This window comes from Massilia sp. (assembly GCF_031995545.1).
Classification (GTDB): Bacteria; Pseudomonadota; Gammaproteobacteria; order Burkholderiales; family Burkholderiaceae_D; genus Telluria.
In genome coordinates this window covers 91,055-108,647 of the sequence record NZ_DAMAGA010000003.1, presented here as the reverse complement: position 1 = coordinate 108,647, position 17,593 = coordinate 91,055, and the positions used below count along the sequence as shown (strand labels likewise).

Genomic DNA, 17,593 nt, shown 5'->3' with positions numbered 1-17,593 from the left:
TTTGATGTCGCCATTTCAAAAGCCGTCCTCATGCCGCTCGCCTAGAATGCGGGAATGCCTCTCTGACAAGGACGACTTTCCATGACCCACCCTTCCCGCACCGGCGGCCAGATCCTGGTCGACGCGCTCCATGTCCACGGTGTCGATACCGCCTTCGGCGTGCCCGGCGAAAGCTACCTGGACGTGCTCGACGCGCTGCATGATTCGAACATCCGCTTCGTGATCAACCGCCAGGAGGGAGGCGCGGCGTTCATGGCCGAGGCTTACGGCAAGCTCACCGGCAAGCCCGGCATCTGCTTCGTCACGCGCGGCCCCGGCGCCACCAATGCTTCGATCGGCGTGCACACCGCCTACCAGGATTCGACGCCGATGATCCTGTTCATCGGCCAGGTCGGCAACGACTTCGTCGACCGCGAAGCCTTCCAGGAAATCGACTACCGCCGCATGTATGGCCAGATGGCCAAGTGGGTGGCGCAGATCGACCGCGCCGACCGTATTCCGGAATACCTGGCGCGCGCGTTTCAGGTCGCCACCAGCGGCCGTCCCGGCCCGGTGGTGCTGGCGCTGCCGGAAGACATGCTGGTCGACACCGCCGAGGTGGCCGATACCCGCGCCTATCAACCGAACCATGGCGCGCCGACGCCAGACCAGATCGCCACGCTGCGCGGCATGCTGGCCGACAGCCGGCGTCCGCTGGTGCTGCTCGGCGGCGGCACCTGGAATGCGCAAGCCTGCGCCGACCTGCAGCGCTTTGCCGAAGCCAATCAGCTGCCGGTCGGCTGCACCTTCCGCTTCCAGGACCTGCTCGACAACGATCATCCGAACTACATCGGCGACGTCGGCATCGGCATCAATCCGAAGCTGGCGGCGCGCGTCAAGGAAGCCGACCTGATCATCGCGATCGGCCCGCGCCTGGGCGAGATGACCACCGGCGGCTACTCGCTGCTGGCCTCGCCCGTGCCGCGCCAGCGCCTGGTGCACATCCATCCCGATCCCGAGGAACTGGGCAGCGTCTACCAGGCCGAGCTGATGGTTGCCAGCGGCATGCCGCAAGCCTGCGCCATGCTGGCGGCGATGGAGCCGGTCGACGCCAGCGCCTGGCAAGGCAGCGTCGAGCAAGCGCGCGCCGAACTGGCGGCCTGGCAGGAGCGTCCGCCGGTGTTCAAGGATGGCAGCGCCCCGCTCGACCTGTGGCAACTGGTGCAGGATCTGATGGACGTGCTGCCGCACGACGCCATCATTACCAACGGCGCCGGCAATTACGCCTCGTGGGCGCACCGCTTTTATCGGTACGGCGGCATGCGCACCCAGCTGGCGCCGACCAGCGGCGCCATGGGTTACGCGGTGCCGGCCGGCGTCGCCGCCAAGATCGTGCAGCCGGAACGCGCCGTGGTCACCTTCGCCGGCGATGGCGAATTCATGATGACCGGCCAGGAACTGGCCACCGCCGTCCAGTACCGCGCGGGCGTGGTGATCCTGGTGTTCAACAACAGTATGTTTGGCACCATCCGCATGCACCAGGAACGCGAGTATCCGGGGCGCGTGTCCGGCACCGGCCTGCACAATCCGGACTTCGCGGCGCTGGCGCGCGCCTATGGCGGCCATGGCGAGATCGTCGACAAGACCGCGGACTTCGCCCCGGCCCTGCGCCGCGCGCTGGAACACGCGCAGCAGCAGCAACTGCCGGCCGTGATCGAACTGCGCTACGACGGCAACCTGATCACGCCGAACGCGACGCTGGAGACGATCCGCAAGCAGGCCGAGGCGACCAAAGCCAAGGGCTGATGTCATTAGGTGGGCGGCGGCGCCTCCAGCCCGAGCTCGGCCGGCAGCGGGATCGGCCGTTCGAAGCGGCTCGGCGGCTCCGTCGAAGGATGGGTCAGGAACAGCGCCACCAGCGCGATGAACAGCCAGACCACGACGGCGCGCAGGATGCCGCCGCGGCTGCGCGTGGCATGGTCACCCTGCACCAGGCGCTTGAAGAAGTCCGAGATTTTCATGGTGGCATCCGTCCGCGGTCGGCACTGCGTCTCTCTGCAGTAATCTAGCGCGGCCGGCGTTACCTCGCCAGCGCCGCACGCTGAGCTGCAGCATGGATGTGACAGCGCCACCTGCAACGGTCGCGTTCCCGTGCGATGCAAGAATGTATTGCTGCTCTGGTAAAATATTCGCTACTTTTTTCATCGCCGGCCCGCGCCGGCGTTCCCTCGCAGTCCCGCCACCAGACTATGTTTAGCTTCTTCAAGAGAAAAAAAGCGCAGGAAACGCCTGCGCCGGAACCAGTCGTGCCGGTCGCTCCTGCGCCCGCACCTGCGCCCGCCCCCGCGCCTGCTCCCGCTGTTGTACCCGCCCCCGCGCCGACTCCGGTCCCGGCCGCCGCCCCATCCACCCCGCCCAGCATCCTGCACGAAGGCGGCGACCTGTTCCCCGAAACCGCCGAACGTCCGACCACGGAAGCTGAAAAGAAGACCTCGTGGATGGCGCGCCTGAAGGCCGGCCTGTCGAAGACCTCGAGCAATCTGTCGCTGCTGTTCGTCGGTGCGCGCATCGACGAAGACCTGTACGAGGAACTCGAAGCGGCGCTCCTGATGTCGGACGCCGGCATGGACGCCACCCAGCACCTGCTGGACGAACTGCGGCGCCAGGTCAAGGAAGACAAGCTGCTCGACGCCGCCGCCGTCAAGGGCGCGCTCAAGGGCCTGATGATCGAACTGCTGCAGCCGCTGCAGAAGCCCCTCGAACTGGGCCGCCACGAACCGCTGGTGATGATGATCTCGGGCGTCAACGGCGCCGGCAAGACCACCACCATCGGCAAGCTGGCCAAGCACATGCAGCGCTTCGACCAGTCGGTGCTGCTGGCCGCCGGCGACACCTTCCGCGCCGCCGCGCGCGAGCAATTGATGGTCTGGGGCCAGCGCAACAACGTCACCGTGATCTCGCAGGCTTCGGGCGACCCGGCCGCGGTCGCGTTCGACGCGGTGCAGTCCGGCAAAGCGCGCGGCACCGATGTCGTCATGATCGACACCGCCGGCCGCCTGCCGACCCAGCTGCACCTGATGGAAGAACTGAAGAAGATCAAGCGCGTGATCGGCAAGGGCATGACGGATGCGCCGCACGAAACCCTCCTGGTCATCGACGGCAACACCGGTCAGAACGCGCTGGCGCAGGTCAAGGCCTTCGACGATGCGCTGGGCCTGACCGGCCTCGTGGTTACCAAGCTGGACGGCACCGCCAAGGGCGGCGTGCTGGCCGCGATCGCGCGCACCCGCCCGATTCCGGTGTACTTCATCGGCGTCGGCGAAAAGCTGGAAGACCTGCAGCCGTTTAGCGCCGAAGAATTCGTCGAAGCGCTGCTCGGATAATGCCCATGATCGCCTTCCAGTCGGTATCCAAACAATATACGCACGGCGACACCCGGGGCGCGTATGCGCTGCATGACGTCTCGCTCGATATCGCCAAGGGCGAGCTGGTGTACCTGGCCGGGCCGTCGGGCGCCGGCAAGTCGACCCTGATGAAGATGGTGGCGGCGGTGGAACGTCCCACGGCCGGCAAGGTGATCGTCAACGGCCAGGACGTCGGCCGCATCGCCAAGGCCGGCATTCCCTTCCTGCGCCGGAACATGGGCATCATCTTCCAGCAGCAGCGCCTGCTGAACGACCGCAATATCCTGGCCAACACCATGCTGCCGCTCTTGGTCACCGGCGCCCGCTCGGCCGAAGCCGCCGAGCGCGCCCGCGCCGCACTCGACCGCGTCGGCCTGCTGGACCGCGCCAAGGCGATGCCACTGGAACTGTCCGGCGGCGAACAGCAGCGGGTGGCGGTGGCGCGCGCCATCGTGAACCGGCCGCAGATCATCCTGGCCGACGAACCGACCGCCAACCTCGACCGCGCCGCGGCCGAGCGCGTGCTCGATGCGCTGCGCGCTTTCAACGCCGCCGGCGTGACTTGCGTGATCTCGACCCACGACGAACAGGTGCTGGACGGCGCCGCGCGCGTGATCCGCCTTGAACAAGGCCAACTGGTCGGAGGTGCAGCATGAGCCCGTGGCTGCGCCAGCATCATTTCGCCTTCAAGGCCGCCCTCGGGACGGTACGCAAGTCACCCGGCAGTTTCCTGTTCAACGTGCTGGTGGTGGCGCTCGCGCTGACCCTGCCGTTCGCCGGCATCACCCTGCTCGACAACGTCAAGCCGCTGTCGGAACAGTTATCGGTCGATCCCGAAATCAGCCTGTTCATGCGCGAGGACGCCAGCCGCGCCGACGCCGAAGCACTGGCGCCGCAGGTGCGCAACATCCTCTCCGGCAGCCGCGCCGAAGTCGCTTTCGTGCCACGTGAGCAGGCGCTCGCTTCGCTCAAGGAGCGCAGCGGTCTGGGCGACGTGCTCGACACGCTGGGCGACAATCCCCTGCCCGACAGCTATGTGATGAAGCTGGACGGCTTCGCCAGTGCCGGCGCCGCCGCCGAGGTGGACATCATCACCGAGCAATTGCGCGCCTTGCCAGGCGTGGATACGGTGCAGGTCGATTCGAGCTGGGTCAAGCGCCTGGCCGCCCTGCTCGGCATCCTGCGCCTGGCCCTGCTGTTGCTGGCGGTGACGCTGGGCATCGTGGTGATCGCGGTGGTGTTCAATACCATCCGTTTGCAGGTACTGACGCAGAAGGAAGAGATTTCGGTCGCCAAGCTCTTGGGCGCCACCAACGATTTCATCCACCGTCCGTTCTACTACACCGGCGCCCTGCTCGGCCTGGCCGCGGGCGCGGTGGCGCTGGGGGTGGTGGCACTGGCGCTGAATCCGCTGAACAAGGCCATCGCCCAGTTCGCGCAGTTGTACGGTTCTAACTTCCAGCTGCTGCCGCTGGGCGGCCTCGAGAGCGCCGGCCTGCTGGCGATCAGCGCCGGGCTGGGGCTGATCGGCGCGCTGCTGTCGGTACGGCGCCATCTGGCGCGGGTACGCTGAGCACGCTTTTGTGGGCGAGCGGCGATGCGGCCTCGGCCGGCATCGCCGCTCCTACATTATGGATGTAAAAAAATTGCATCACCAAGTGTTGAAATCGCGATAAGCGACCTTACTTCCTTGGCAGGGCGAGGCGGCCATCGAGTGTGGCTGCCTCCCTTTTATTCGCCGCCGACAGCACCCTGCCCTGCGTCGCGAATCCTACGGTACTGCCGCTCCTCCCTACGCACGCGTGCGAAAAACTCCTACAGAGCGCACCCTGCCTACGTGCGCCATTCAACAGAGTCACGGATTCTCTCGCCGTAACCTGTATCTCAACGCGATTCCAGTGTTTTCAACCTTACTTTTGAGTCAAATCAACTGGACCTGCACGCTCTGCTCTACAGTGGAATCGACCGCAATTTGATTCCAAAAAGCAATACTTTGGACAACCTTAAGCGACTGGGCCAATCCTGGCACTCACCTCGGGAGAGTGCTAATATATGGATTGATCCAAATGAAAATTCAAGTGAAGCATCCATGTCACGCACTGTGATATGTCGTAACAAGGCGTAACAACAGTGCCTTCAAGAAAGCTTGGGTGGCACATTGAGGATGCAGCAAGATTACTAAAAGGGAAATGAATATGTCCGCACAATCCGCATTGGTTCCGGCCGGCAGTCGTGCTCTGGGACTTGGTTTCACCGGCAATCTCGGCAATATCGACGCGTATATTTCTGCGGTCAACCGCCTGCCGATGCTGACGCACGAGGAAGAAGTCTCGCTGGCGAAGCGGCTGCAGGACAATAACGATCTGGACGCCGCGCAAAAGCTGGTGCTGTCGCACCTGCGCCTGGTGGTGTCGATTGCCCGCGGCTACCTGGGCTACGGCCTGCCGCACGCCGACCTGATCCAGGAAGGCAATATCGGCCTGATGAAAGCAGTCAAGCGTTTCGACCCGAACCAGGGCGTGCGCCTGGTGTCGTACGCCATGCACTGGATCAAGGCCGAGATGCACGAATACATCTTGAAGAACTGGCGTCTGGTGAAGGTCGCTACGACCAAGGCCCAGCGCAAGCTGTTCTTCAATCTGCGCAGCAACAAGCAGGGCCTGGACGCGATGTCGCCGGGCCAGGTGGACGATCTGGCCAAGTTACTGGGCGTCAAGCGCGAAGAAGTGATCGAGATGGAAACCCGCCTGTCGGGCCGCGATATCGCGCTGGAAGCGCCGACCGACGACGAAGACGACAAGTTCTCGCCGATCGCCTACCTGTCGTCGGACCGCGAAGAGCCGACCCGCGTGCTGGAAGCGGAACAGGTGACCCGTCTGCAGTCGGAAGGTCTGGAAACCGCGCTGTCGAAGCTGGATCCACGTTCGCGCCGTATCGTCGAAGCGCGCTGGCTGGCCAACGACGATGGCTCGGGTGCGACGCTGCATACGCTGGCGGAAGAGTTCGGCGTGTCGGCCGAGCGGATTCGTCAGATCGAATCGGCGGCGCTGAAGAAGATGAAGGGTGCGCTGGCGGCGTACATGTAACGTCGGCTTTCCAGCCAATCGCAAAAAGCCATCCCCGCGTTATGTGGGGATGGCTTTTTTTATCGGGAATGGCTTTTTAATGTAGCGATGGCTATGCCGCCAACCCCACGCCAGCGCGCGGTAACGGAAATCGCTGAACGTCACCGCCCCACTGCCCGCGCTGTACAAACCCACCTTCAGGCTCAGGAAGCCACCGAACACATTGTGGTGGATCCCGGACACCTCCATCCGCGTCCCGTGCAGCGTCCAGGTCTTGCCCTCGTCGTGCGAATACCTGAACGTCACCACATGCTCGTCATTGGTCATCCGCACCCGTACGCGTAACGTCTTGCGCGGCACCCGCGCCCAGCCCTGCTCCTCGGCATACTGGAAGGTCTTGACGTGCTCGGCCGCGAAGCCCAGTCCCACGAACGCCTTCTGGCTGTAGAACAGCAGCACCCCGCCCTCGCCCTGCCCGCTCAGCTCGAGCGTCACCTCCACCTCATACGAACGGTCGCCCACCGAACAGGTCAGCGGCCGGCTGTCGACTGGTGACGCCCCACGCCCGGCGATGCGCAACGCCTTGCCGGTGTACTGCGCACGCGCCGCCTCGTCCGGCGCCGGATCGTGGAACGCCCACTGCACGCCGAAGCGGTTGCGGCTGAAGTCATCCGACAGGGCAACGCCGGCCGGCCCAGCCTTGCCGCCTTTCGGTTTCGGCAGCGGTTTCGACAGATCGCCGCCCAGCGCGCGGAACCAGCCGTCGGCGGTCCACTCCATCGGCTCCAGCAAGGTCTGGCGTCCCAGCGTGCGATAGCCGTTCTCGTAGCCGTGATACACCAGCCACCAGTCCCCGGCCGGCCCTTCGACCGCCGTCGCGTGACCACGCGACCACCAGGGTTCGCTAGTGGACATCGAGCGCACCAGCGGATTGCCCGGGTGATGCTCCCACGGCCCATGCACCGAGGTCGAGCGCGCCGCGATCACCATGTGGCCCGTCACCGGTCCCGCAGTGCCGCCGACCGCCGTCACCAGGTAAAAATATTTACCGCGGCGCAGCAGCTTGGGGCCTTCCGGCGCGAAGTTTTCGGTCACCCAGTCCTCCGGATAACGCCATGGCTGATAGGCCTTCTCCAGCTGACCGTCGGTGGCCAGGCCGTCGTCCTTGAGCCGGATCTTGCGGATGCCGTTCACGAACAGGTAGCGCTTGCCGTCCTCGCCGACGATGTGGCCGGGATCGATGCAGTCGGCGATGTTGAGGTCGATCGGATCGCTCCACGGCCCCTCGATCTTGTCGGCCCAGATCACGTAGATCGACCACGGCTTGCCGTCCGGCGCGGCCGGGATGTAGATGAAGTAACGGCCGTTGTGCTTGCACAGGTCGACCGCCCAGATCGTCCCCAGTGGCCTGTGCAGCGCCGGTCCCACCGGACGCCAGTTGACCAGGTCGGTCGAATGCCAGATCACCAGTCCCGGATAGGAATAGAACGAGGAATAGGTCAGGTAATAATCCTTGCCGTCCTTGAGGATGGTCGGATCGGGATGGTCGCCGGCGATGATCGGGTTGATGAAGGTGCCGTCGCCCTGGTCGGCCTGGCGCTGGCCTTCGATGCCGCGTTTCCAGCGCGTCGGCGCCGGGGTGGAACAGGTGGCGGATAGGGCGGCGGCGTGGGCCGCGGCGACGGGCGCCAGCGGCAGGCTGGCTCCGGCCAGCAGGGTCTTGAAAGCGTCTCGGCGCGATTGCTTGGTCATGTCTCGATTGCCCTGTCGGGCTGTTGGTTTTGTAGGGTGGCCGTCATGTGCGGGCAGAGCGGCTCAGCAAGACAGGATAGGCAAAACGGACGCGCGCGGCCAGCAACGCGGCAGAAAATGCTAGCGCTATGCAGATAGTTCTAGATTTCTCGACGTTTTTGTTAGTCCCGGCGACGTGTTCGCGCCCGCCTCGGCGAAGCGGGCACGCATCCATTCCTGGGCGTGAACGCAGGTCGCCTGCGCCATGGCGGTCGGAAAATGGATGAAACCATGCGGCGCATCCGGCAGGCGATTCAGTTCGACATCGGCCACCGCGCGCCAGCGCTGCGCCAGTTCCAGGGTATCGTCGAGCAATGGATCGGCCTCGCCGACCACCATCAGCGCCGGCGGCATTCCGGCCAGATCGCCGAACAGCGGCGACAAGGCCGGCGCCCGGCGCGCAACGTCATCGAGGTCGGGCGTGAGCATGCGCAGGCCCGATACCATGCAGGTTCCATCCAGCACCAGGGTGTCGGGACCGGCCGCGTGCACGCTGGGCGTGCCGGCCAGGTCGTACACGCCGTAGTACAGGACGGCGCCGGCGACTTGCCGCAGCAGCTCGGGCGCTGCCTGCAAACGCTGCAGCGTCACGGCGGCCAGGTGGCCGCCGGCCGACTCGCCGATCATCACCACCGGCAACCCGGCGCACTCCGGCAATCCACCACCCAGCAGCCAGCGCGCGGCCACCAGGCAATCGTCCATCAAGCGCTCTAGTGGTGCATGGGTCGCCAGCCGGTAATCGACCGACACCACGATCGCGTTGCACGCCTCGGCATAGCCGGCATTGAGCGCGTCGTTCATCGCCGCGTTGCCGATCACCCAGCCGCCGCCGTGGATGTCGAGGATGACGCCGGTTGCCGGTCCGCGCGGACGCAGGATGCGGACTGGCACCTTGATCCTGCCCTCCTTCACGGTGCGCCGCTCGACAAGCAGGCCGCGGCGGCGCAGCTTGCGGTCGGCACCGAACTGCGACAGCCGCAGCAGCGCCTGCATCAATCGCGGCGCCCAGCGGTTGCGGATGCCGAAGCGCGGCATGTGCGCCAGCTTGTCGTTGAAGCGCCGGGCTTCATCGAGCATGGCGTCGTCGATCGGCATGGGCATCCTGGCTCCTGTTCAGTGTTGACGATCTCATTGTAAGCACGAGCTGCGCGCCGCGCCGCGCAGCTGGCCGGGCCGGAGAAACCGAAGGCCGCCAGCGCATCTTCGGGCGTTTGGCTAGAATGCATTTCTACCATCCTTACTGAACAGGCAATCTCGAGGAGAACCCATGGCTGAGCAATCGACGTACGTCCCACCGAAAGTCTGGACCCCACCCGCATCATCGGGCGGTACCTTCGCCAGCATCAACCGCCCGGTCGCAGGGCCGACCCACGACAAGGAACTGCCAGTCGGCAAGCACCCGTTCCAGCTGTATTCGCTGGCCACGCCGAACGGCGTGAAGGTGACGATCATGCTGGAAGAACTGCTGGCGGCGGGCCACACCGGCGCCGAGTACGACGCCTGGCTGATCCGCATCAACGAAGGCAATCAGTTCTCGAGCGGCTTCGTCAATGTCAATCCGAATTCGAAGATCCCGGCCCTGCTCGACCAAAGCGGCGACAAGCCGGTGCGCGTGTTCGAATCCGGTTCGATCCTGGTCCACCTGGCCGACAAGTTCGGCGCCTTCCTGCCCAAGGATGGCGCGGCGCGCGCCGAGACCTTCAACTGGCTGTTCTGGCAGATGGGTTCGGCGCCCTTCGTGGGCGGCGGCTTCGGCCACTTCTATGCGTATGCGCCGGAGAAATACCAATATCCGATCGACCGCTACGCGATGGAAACCAAGCGCCAGCTCGACGTGCTCGATCGCCAGCTGGCCGAGCACCGCTACGTAGCCGGCGACGAGTATACGATTGCCGACATGGCGATCTGGCCGTGGTATGGCGGACTGGTGCTGGGGCAGCTGTACGAGGCGGCCGAGTTCCTGTCGGTGCATGAGTACAAGCACGTCAAGCGCTGGGCCGACGAGATCGCGGCGCGTCCGGCGGTGATCCGCGGGCGCAAGGTGAATCGCTCGTTCGGGCCGGAAGAAGATCAGGTGCACGAACGACATTCGGCAGCCGATCTCGATTAATAGCCGTGGACGAACGGTAGGGTCGGCGGCAGAGCCGCCACCCTACGTTGCGATCACATCATGCTGCGGCGGTGTCGAGCAAGAACCTGCGCGTCATCATCTCGGCCATCTCCTGCGCCGGCACCGGACGCGCGATGAAGTACCCCTGCACCTCGTTGCAATCGAGATTGCGCAGAATTGCCAGCTGCTCCTCGGTCTCCACGCCCTCGGCCACCACCGACATCCCGAGCGCGTGCGCCATCGACACGATGGCCTGGAAGAACACCTTGCCCTCCTTCGAATTGGCCAGCTCGGTCGTGAACGCGCGGTCCACCTTCAGCACGTCCATCTTGAGCCGCTGCAGCTGCGACAGCGACGAGTAGCCGGTGCCGAAATCGTCCACGTGCAACTTGACGCCCAGCGAACGCAGCGCCGCCAGTTCGGCCAGGATATCGTCCTGGTCGCCCATCATCGCCGACTCGGTGATCTCGACTTCGATCAGGCTGGCCGGCACGCGATAGCGTGCCAGCGCGCCGCTCAGCTGACGCTGCACGCCGCCGCGCAGGAACTGCTTGGGCGAGACGTTGATCGACACCGGCACCAGCCCCACCCCGGCCTCGCGCCAGGCGGCCAGCTGGGCGCAGGCCTTGTCGATCACGATCTCGCCGATGCGCACGATCAGGCCGGTGGCTTCGGCCAGCGGGATGAATTCGCCCGGCGCCACCATGCCCAGCGTCGGATGCTGCCAGCGCACCAGCGCCTCCATGCTCAGCAACTCGCCGGTACGCGCATCGACGCGCGGCTGGTAGTGCAGCACGAACTGGTCGCCTTCGATCGCTTCCAGCATGTTCTGTTTCAAACGCGCGCGCGAATTCAGGTTCGACGACAGCGACGGATCGAAGAAGCGGTACTGGCTCTTGCCATCGTTCTTGCCGGCGTACATGGCGATATCGCTGTGGCGCACCAGGGTCTCGGCATCGGCCCCGTCGCGCGGGTACAGGCTGATGCCGATCGAGGCGCCCACCGCGTGCAGCTCGTCGCCGATCAGGAACGGCACCCCGAACGCGTCGACGATGCGCGCCGCGACCGACGCAGCCTGGCGCTCGCCGTCGCAGGGATTGAGCAGCACCACGAATTCGTCGCCGCCGAAGCGCGCCACGCCGTCGCTCGGACGCAGCAGCGACAGCAGGCGGCCAGCCGCGGCCTTCAGTAACTGATCACCGGTGGCGTGGCCGTGCGAATCGTTGACGTGCTTGAATTCGTCGAGGTCGATGAACAGCAGCGCGGCGCCGGTGCTCGCCGCCTGGGCTTGCGCCAGCATGGCCGGCATGCGGTTCAGGAAAGCGTGACGGGTGGCGAGACCGGTCAGCGAATCCTCGTTCGCCAGGCGCTCCAGCTCGGACTCATGCGCCTTTTTCTCGCTGATGTCCTGCAGCGTCACGGCCAGGCCATTGCCGACCCGTACCAGGCGCCGGCGGCCCCAGCTGATATTCAGCCGGTTATCGCTTGGCATTCTGCGGTCGTCTTCGTAGAAGCCCGCTTCCATCGCCTTGCAGTAGGTGGAGAGCAGCGCTTCACCGAACAGGCCGCTGTCGATCTGCGACAGGCTCGACCCGACCAGCTCTCCGCGCGTCATGCCGTAGAAGAAGGCGCCACGTTCGTTGCAGTCGACGATGCGGAAGTCCAGGATGTCGCCATCGCGCCCGCGCACCGCGGCCGCCATGTAGAAGCCGTCGTTGCCGCTCTCGGTAGCGGTGCGGTAGGCGCGCCGCACTTCGTCCTGCTCGCGCTCGCGCTGGGTGGCGCGCCGGGTCAGGGCCGCTCCCACCGCGCCCAGCAGCAGCAGGCATACCGAGGCGATGATGGCGCGGTCGCGGCTGTCGACCCAGTAGCTGTTGCTTGACGCCATGGCCTCGCTTTGCGGCAGGCCGACCAGCGCCACCAGCGGATACACGGTCGACTTGCGCCAGCCCAGCACGCGCGGCTGGCCGTCGAGGAAGCCGTCGGCGCCTGACCCTGCGCCCGAATTTGCACCATCGATCACGCGCACGCCGCTGTCGCTGACCCACAGGCCGCTCGCGCGCGGCAGCGTGCCGGCGTCGGTGAAGGTATTGCCGTCGCTGTACTGCTCCACGCGCAGGCGCCCTTCGCTGCCGGCCAGCGCCACCACCCCGCCGGCACCCAGCGTGGCCGGACTGACGAAGGACGTGAAATAGCGGGCATCGACCGCCATCAGCACGATGCCGTCGAACTCGTCGTCCCGGGTGTCGAGGCGGCGCGTGAACAGCACCACCTCGCTGGCGGCGCCGAACTGGCTTGGCGCGGCGCCGACCCGCAGCGCGGTGGAATTGTTGTCGCGGTGCTGGCTGAAGTAATTGCCGGCCGCCAGGTCGGTGCCGACCAGGCCGGCGCGGGTGCTGGAGCGCACCATGCCGGTACGGTCGAGCACGGCGACCACGTGGAAGGCGCTGTCGGTGAACATGCCGTCGCGCCGCATCTCATCGAGCAAACCCGGCTGGCGCGAATTCTCCCAGCTGAATTTCAGCTGCATGGTGATCTGGTCCATCTGCGCCACCGAGCGCGTGATGTACTGCTCGTAGGCCTCCGCATAGGCGGTGGCGTCCTTGCGTGCCTGGGTGTCGAGGCGATGCTGCTCGGTGTTGGCGCGGATGACCGTCGCGCTCCACACCGTCACGCAGGCCAGCACTGCCAGCAGCGGCCAGATCAGCACCAAGAGGCGCTTGCTGCGGTAAGGGGCGAGGCCGGGATGTTTGCTCATGCTGCGTCCGGGAAGAAAGACAAGTTGCCGCAAGTCTAGAGAGCAAACATGTCAGCGTTGTGACATGTAAATAACTACTGCAGGGAACGAAGTGAGGCATCGCCGGCGCGCCGCGCCGGGAGTCGGAACAATCGGAACAATCAGGAAGGGATCAGCCCGGCGAAAGCATGTAGCCGGCGCCGCGTACGGTCTTGATCAGCGACTTGGCGCGGCCCAGTGCCTTGCGCAGGCGCAGCACGTGGACGTCGACGGTGCGCTGGTCGAGCGATTCGTGGGCTTCCCACAACTGCTCCAGCAACTGGGTGCGCGAAAACACCTGGCCCGGATGGCACAGCAGGAAGCGCAGCAGCCGGTATTCGGCATGGCGCACTTCGACCTTGTGGTTGCCGACACGTACGCTGCAGCTGAGCGGATCGAGCACCAGGCGGCCCGAGCGCAGCAGGCGCGATTCGGGCGAGTTTTCGCGGATGCCGTCGCGGCCGCCGTTGTGCCCACCGTTGAGTACATCGTCGGCCGGCGCCGGCTGGGGAATGAATTCGGGATGGGAGACCGGCACGCCCGGGGCCAATGCGCGCTCGCCTTCGGCGCAGTCGGCCGCCAGCAGGATCACCGGCTGCTCGCGCAGGCGGCGGTCGCCGCGCAGGCGTGCCAGCAGACGCATGCCGCCTTCGTGGCGCAGCATCGATTCCTGCAGCAACAGTTCGGGGCGCTCGCGGCCGATGAAGTCCCAGGCTTGCGCCAGGCTCGGTACGTTGTGCCAGACCCACTCGTCCTCGTGCAGCGAGAACTTGAGCAGTTCGGCAATCGCGGGCTTGTCGTCGATCACCAGGACGATCGTGTTGGCCGTTGTCATGGGATGCTCGGTGTGGATGATGCGGGTGGGCGTGGGGTTGGCGGCTGCGCCGCCGACGCGTGGATTGTTGGCGGCTCCGCTCTCGTGCCGGATGATCTTGCTGCAAACGACCACCGCGTCGGCGGCGGAGCCGCCAACCCTACGGACCGGTGGCCAGGCCACCGGATATCGCGTGCAGCTATTACAGAATCGCCTTGCCCGAAGCATCCTTCAGGTTGCTCTTCCATGCGTCCTGCACTTGCTTGACGACGGTCGCCGGCATCGGCACGTAGTCCAGCTCGGCTGCAGCCGGGGCGCCGTTCTTGAACGACCAGTCGAAGAACTTCACGACTTCGCGGCCCTTGTTGGCGTCTTGCTGGGTCTTGTGCATCAGGATGTACGACACGCCGGTGATCGGCCAGCTTTGCTTGCCGGCGCCGTCGGTCAGCACCACGCCGAAGCCCGGGGCCTTGGTCCACTCGACGTTGGCGGCGGCGGCCTTGAAGGCGTCGTCGCTAGGCTGCAGGTCGACGCCATCCTTGTTGCGCAGTTGGGTGTGCGACAGCTTGTTCTTCTTGGCGTAGGCCCACTCGACGTAGCCGATCGCGCCCTTGATACGCTGCACGTTGGCGGCGACGCCTTCGTTGCCCTTGCCGCCCACGCCCACGGCCCACTTCACGGTGGTGCCGGCGCCGATGGTGTCTTTCCAGGCCGGGCTGGTCTTCGACAGGTAGTCGGTCCACAGGAACGAGGTGCCCGAGCTGTCGGCGCGGTGCACGACGGTGATGTCGGTGTCAGGCAGTTTCACGCCCGGGTTCAGGGCAGCGATCGGCTGCGCGTTCCACTTGGTGATCTTGCCCATGTAGATGTCGGCCAGCACCGGACCGGTCATCTTCAGCTGGCCCGGGGTCACGCCGTCGACGTTGACCACGGCAACCACGCCGCCCATGATCGCCGGGAACTGCATCAGGCCTTCTTTTTCCAGTTCGTCCGCTTTCAGCGGCATGTCCGACGCGCCGAAGTCGACGGTCTTGGCCTTGATCTGCTTGATGCCGGCGCCCGAGCCAACCGATTGATAGTTCAGGCCGTTGCCGGTCGCTGCCTTGTAGCCCTCGGCCCACTTGGCGTAGATCGGGTACGGGAAGGTAGCGCCTGCGCCGGTCATGTCAGCGGCAAACGAGGTCGTCATGACGAGTGCGGCGGCTGCGCCGGCGAGGATCTTCTTGAACATTGGCTTGTTATTCCTATTCCTGGTTAAGGGGAGTGTTTTGGACTACGGAGCAAAGAATAGCTGCCGAATATGACCTGTTTATGACGTGACATCGGCCGCAATATGACGCGGCTTTTTACAGTGGCGCGACCGCTTCCTTATGGTTTTGCTATCATGGATTCTCCCGTCAATACCCCCTGGACGACACGATGCGCTCCCTGCCCCGCATTTGCTGTACCGGCCTTGCAGCCGTTCTGCTGACCGCCTGCGCCGCCACCGAACGCCTGCCCGAGGCACGCTACAACCTGGTCGAGCACCAGGCGATCAGCCTGGCGCCCGAGCAGCGCCTGAGCATCACCTACGAGGGCGCCGACGACAGCCGCTGCCCGGACAATGCGCGCTGCATCAGCGCCGGCCAGGTGGCCTACCGCTTCACGCTGCGCGTGGGCGGCATCGCCCAGGCCTTCTGGCTGGTGCCGGGCAAGCCGGGTTACACCTCGCCCGCCCTGCGCGGCTCGCGCATCGAGCTCGACCGTCATCTCGCCGTCCCGGCGCGTGGCATGAAAGAAGAACGGCCGGCCTCGTATCCGGTGGCGTTCAACATGTACAACCACTGACGGCGGCGGCGTGATGAACGTCCCCGCACGCGCCGCGCGGCCGGCGCTGTCCCTGGTGTTGTCCATCGTCGTGGCAGGTCAGGCCGCTGCAGCGCCGGTTGCCACCGGCAGCGGCGGCGCGGTCGCCACCATCAGCGCCCAGGCCTCGCAATCGGCGCTCGACATCCTGAACCAGGGCGGCAACGCGATCGACGCCGCCGTGGCCGCGGCCGCCACGCTGGGCGTGACCGACCCGTTCAGCTGCGGCATCGGTGGTGGCGGCTTCATTGTGATCTACCAGGCCAAGGAAAACCGCGTGATCACGATCGACCACCGCGAGACGGCGCCGGCGAAGACCAGCGCGCAATGGTTCCAGCAGGACGGCAAGCCGATCGACTTCGATACCGCTGTCGCCAGCGGCGCCGCGGTCGGGGTGCCGGGCACGGTGCGCGGCTGGCACGAGGCGCTCGAACGCTACGGCAGCATGCGCTTCAAGCAGGTACTGGCGCCGGCGATTGCCGTGGCCGAACAGGGCTTTACACTGAACCAGAATTTCAACTACCTGCTCGCGCAGAACGAAGGCAAATTCCGCCAGTTCGCGCCGACGAGCGAGCTATACCTGCACAAGGGCAAGGCGCTGCCAAGCGGCACGCTGCTGCGCAATCCCGGCATGGCACGCGCCTACCGCGAGATCGCCGCCGGCGGTGTCAAAGCCTTCTACGAAGGACCGATCGCGCACGCCATCGTCGATGCCGTGAACAAGCCGCCGGTGGCGGCAGGCGCCAGCGTGCGTCCCGGCGCCATGAGCCTGGCCGACCTGGCCAACTACGAGGCGCGCATCCGCCCCGCCCTGCATAGCACCTACCGCGGCTACGACCTGTACGGCATGCCGCTGCCGAGCAGCGGCGGCGCCACCGTGGCGCATGCCCTCAACATCCTGGAAGGGTTCGATTTGAAGGCGCTGCCGCGCGCACGCGCCGAGCACCTGTACCTGGAAGCGAGCCGGCTGGCCTTCGCCGACCGCGATGCCTACCTGGCCGATCCGGAATACATCGACGCGCCCATTGCCGGCGTGCTGTCGAAAGACTTCGCGGCGCAGCGCCGCGCGCTGATCCGGCCAGACCGTGCGGCGTCGGGCGCGGTGGCAGCGGGCGACCCGTATGCGTTCCAGATTGATCCCAGCGTGCCGCTGCGCCCGCAGCGCGCCGCCGTGAAGCTGGCGCCGGAAAGCGCGCACACCACCCACCTGACGGTGTCGGACAAGGACGGCAACGTGGTCGCCTACACCTTCACCATCGAATCATGGGGCGGCAGCGGCATCGTGGTGCCGGGCTACGGCTTTTTGCTGAACAACGAGATGACCGACTTCGACTTCGGCGCGCCGCACCCGAACGTGCCGGAAGCCGGCAAGCGTCCGCGCTCGAGCATGGCGCCGACCATCGCGCTCAGGAACGGCAAGCCGGCCTTCAGCATCGGCAGCCCGGGCGGCTCGACCATCATCACCACCGTGCTGCAGACCATCGTCAATTACGTCGACTTGGGCATGCCGATGGACGCGGCGGTGAATGCGCCGCGCCTCAGCCAGCGCAATGCGGCGCAGACGTCGATCGAGCCGGGCTTTGGCGGCAGCGCGCAGGCGCGCGCACTGGAAGGGTTCGGCCAGCGCTGGGAAGCGGCACCGGAAGAGATCGGCGCGGCGAACGCGCTGGTGTTCAATCCGGACGGCACCGTGACGGCGGTCAGCGAAGGCCGGCGCCATGGCGTCGGCACCGCGCTGGTGCAGCGGCGCGGGCATTGAAGGCAGCGCCCGCGCCGGCTGCCGGGACGGGCGCTATGTATTCGTCGCGC

14 protein-coding genes are annotated in these 17,593 nt (G+C 65.9%); 8 read left to right on the top strand and 6 right to left on the bottom strand.

Features of this window, described 5'->3' with window-relative positions:
* Positions 1 to 81: 81 nt before the first annotated feature.
* Positions 82 to 1,785: a thiamine pyrophosphate-binding protein gene (locus RTQ83_RS03990; protein ID WP_312511386.1), complete on the top strand. Its 1,704-nt coding sequence runs from the start codon at positions 82 to 84 to the stop codon at positions 1,783 to 1,785.
* A 5-nt stretch (positions 1,786 to 1,790) separates the two neighbouring features.
* Here the strand turns inward: RTQ83_RS03990 and RTQ83_RS03985 are convergent, their stop codons facing one another.
* A complete protein-coding gene (locus RTQ83_RS03985) occupies positions 1,791 to 2,000 on the bottom strand; it encodes a hypothetical protein (RefSeq protein ID WP_312511385.1) in 210 nt (69 codons plus the stop codon).
* Positions 2,001 to 2,228: 228 nt separating this feature from the next.
* Between RTQ83_RS03985 and ftsY the strand changes: the two genes are divergently transcribed.
* From ftsY to rpoH, 4 genes are all read left to right on the top strand, one after another.
* Positions 2,229 to 3,362: a signal recognition particle-docking protein FtsY gene (gene ftsY / locus RTQ83_RS03980; protein WP_312511384.1), complete on the top strand. Its 1,134-nt coding sequence runs from the start codon at positions 2,229 to 2,231 to the stop codon at positions 3,360 to 3,362.
* 5 nt (positions 3,363 to 3,367) lie between these two features.
* Positions 3,368 to 4,039, top strand: coding sequence for an ATP-binding cassette domain-containing protein (locus RTQ83_RS03975; protein WP_312511383.1), 672 nt, complete (start codon positions 3,368 to 3,370; stop codon positions 4,037 to 4,039).
* The gene (gene ftsX / locus RTQ83_RS03970; protein WP_312511382.1) at positions 4,036 to 4,956 is read left to right on the top strand and encodes a permease-like cell division protein FtsX; all 921 of its coding nucleotides are present in this window, start codon (positions 4,036 to 4,038) and stop codon (positions 4,954 to 4,956) included. Before RTQ83_RS03975 ends, ftsX begins: the two co-directional genes overlap by 4 nt.
* Before the next feature lie 622 nt (positions 4,957 to 5,578).
* Positions 5,579 to 6,469, top strand: a complete 891-nt coding sequence (gene rpoH / locus RTQ83_RS03965) for an RNA polymerase sigma factor RpoH (protein ID WP_312511381.1) — start codon at positions 5,579 to 5,581, stop codon at positions 6,467 to 6,469.
* 39 nt (positions 6,470 to 6,508) lie between these two features.
* Here rpoH and RTQ83_RS03960 read toward each other — a convergent pair whose 3' ends face one another.
* Positions 6,509 to 8,200, bottom strand: a complete 1,692-nt coding sequence (locus RTQ83_RS03960) for a family 43 glycosylhydrolase (protein ID WP_312511380.1) — start codon at positions 8,198 to 8,200, stop codon at positions 6,509 to 6,511.
* 126 nt (positions 8,201 to 8,326) lie between these two features.
* Positions 8,327 to 9,340, bottom strand: coding sequence for an alpha/beta hydrolase (locus tag RTQ83_RS03955; protein ID WP_312511379.1), 1,014 nt, complete (start codon positions 9,338 to 9,340; stop codon positions 8,327 to 8,329).
* Positions 9,341 to 9,506: 166 nt separating this feature from the next.
* On the opposite strand from RTQ83_RS03955, the gene yghU reads away from it, so the two are divergent.
* Positions 9,507 to 10,349, top strand: coding sequence for a glutathione-dependent disulfide-bond oxidoreductase (yghU, locus tag RTQ83_RS03950; RefSeq protein WP_312511378.1), 843 nt, complete (start codon positions 9,507 to 9,509; stop codon positions 10,347 to 10,349).
* Between the two features lie 58 nt (positions 10,350 to 10,407).
* Here yghU and RTQ83_RS03945 read toward each other — a convergent pair whose 3' ends face one another.
* The 3 genes from RTQ83_RS03945 to pstS form a co-directional block, all read right to left on the bottom strand.
* A complete protein-coding gene (locus tag RTQ83_RS03945) occupies positions 10,408 to 13,107 on the bottom strand; it encodes an EAL domain-containing protein (protein WP_312511377.1) in 2,700 nt (899 codons plus the stop codon).
* 151 nt (positions 13,108 to 13,258) lie between these two features.
* Positions 13,259 to 13,960: a response regulator transcription factor gene (locus RTQ83_RS03940; protein ID WP_312511376.1), complete on the bottom strand. Its 702-nt coding sequence runs from the start codon at positions 13,958 to 13,960 to the stop codon at positions 13,259 to 13,261.
* A gap of 181 nt (positions 13,961 to 14,141) precedes the next feature.
* Complete coding sequence (gene pstS, locus RTQ83_RS03935) at positions 14,142 to 15,170, bottom strand: phosphate ABC transporter substrate-binding protein PstS (protein ID WP_312511375.1); 1,029 nt, start codon at positions 15,168 to 15,170, stop codon at positions 14,142 to 14,144.
* Positions 15,171 to 15,358: 188 nt separating this feature from the next.
* On the opposite strand from pstS, the gene RTQ83_RS03930 reads away from it, so the two are divergent.
* Together RTQ83_RS03930 and ggt are read left to right on the top strand one after the other, a co-directional pair.
* The gene (locus RTQ83_RS03930) at positions 15,359 to 15,766 is read left to right on the top strand and encodes a hypothetical protein (protein ID WP_312511373.1); all 408 of its coding nucleotides are present in this window, start codon (positions 15,359 to 15,361) and stop codon (positions 15,764 to 15,766) included.
* Positions 15,767 to 15,779: 13 nt separating this feature from the next.
* Positions 15,780 to 17,543 (top strand): gamma-glutamyltransferase, encoded by a 1,764-nt coding sequence (gene ggt / locus RTQ83_RS03925; protein ID WP_312511372.1) that lies wholly within the window; start codon positions 15,780 to 15,782, stop codon positions 17,541 to 17,543.
* Positions 17,544 to 17,593 lie beyond the last annotated feature (50 nt).

Bases quoted from the DNA above. Each gene is read 5' to 3' on its own strand.
- RTQ83_RS03990 (WP_312511386.1), top strand. From the start codon at position 82: ATGACCCACCCTTCCCGCACCGGCGGCCAGATCCTGGTCGACGCGCTC.
- RTQ83_RS03985 (WP_312511385.1), bottom strand. From the start codon at position 2,000: ATGAAAATCTCGGACTTCTTCAAGCGCCTGGTGCAGGGTGACCATGCC.
- ftsY (WP_312511384.1), top strand. From the start codon at position 2,229: ATGTTTAGCTTCTTCAAGAGAAAAAAAGCGCAGGAAACGCCTGCGCCG.
- RTQ83_RS03975 (WP_312511383.1), top strand. From the start codon at position 3,368: ATGATCGCCTTCCAGTCGGTATCCAAACAATATACGCACGGCGACACC.
- ftsX (WP_312511382.1), top strand. From the start codon at position 4,036: ATGAGCCCGTGGCTGCGCCAGCATCATTTCGCCTTCAAGGCCGCCCTC.
- rpoH (WP_312511381.1), top strand. From the start codon at position 5,579: ATGTCCGCACAATCCGCATTGGTTCCGGCCGGCAGTCGTGCTCTGGGA.
- RTQ83_RS03960 (WP_312511380.1), bottom strand. From the start codon at position 8,200: ATGACCAAGCAATCGCGCCGAGACGCTTTCAAGACCCTGCTGGCCGGA.
- RTQ83_RS03955 (WP_312511379.1), bottom strand. From the start codon at position 9,340: ATGCCCATGCCGATCGACGACGCCATGCTCGATGAAGCCCGGCGCTTC.
- yghU (WP_312511378.1), top strand. From the start codon at position 9,507: ATGGCTGAGCAATCGACGTACGTCCCACCGAAAGTCTGGACCCCACCC.
- RTQ83_RS03945 (WP_312511377.1), bottom strand. From the start codon at position 13,107: ATGAGCAAACATCCCGGCCTCGCCCCTTACCGCAGCAAGCGCCTCTTG.
- RTQ83_RS03940 (WP_312511376.1), bottom strand. From the start codon at position 13,960: ATGACAACGGCCAACACGATCGTCCTGGTGATCGACGACAAGCCCGCG.
- pstS (WP_312511375.1), bottom strand. From the start codon at position 15,170: ATGTTCAAGAAGATCCTCGCCGGCGCAGCCGCCGCACTCGTCATGACG.
- RTQ83_RS03930 (WP_312511373.1), top strand. From the start codon at position 15,359: ATGCGCTCCCTGCCCCGCATTTGCTGTACCGGCCTTGCAGCCGTTCTG.
- ggt (WP_312511372.1), top strand. From the start codon at position 15,780: ATGAACGTCCCCGCACGCGCCGCGCGGCCGGCGCTGTCCCTGGTGTTG.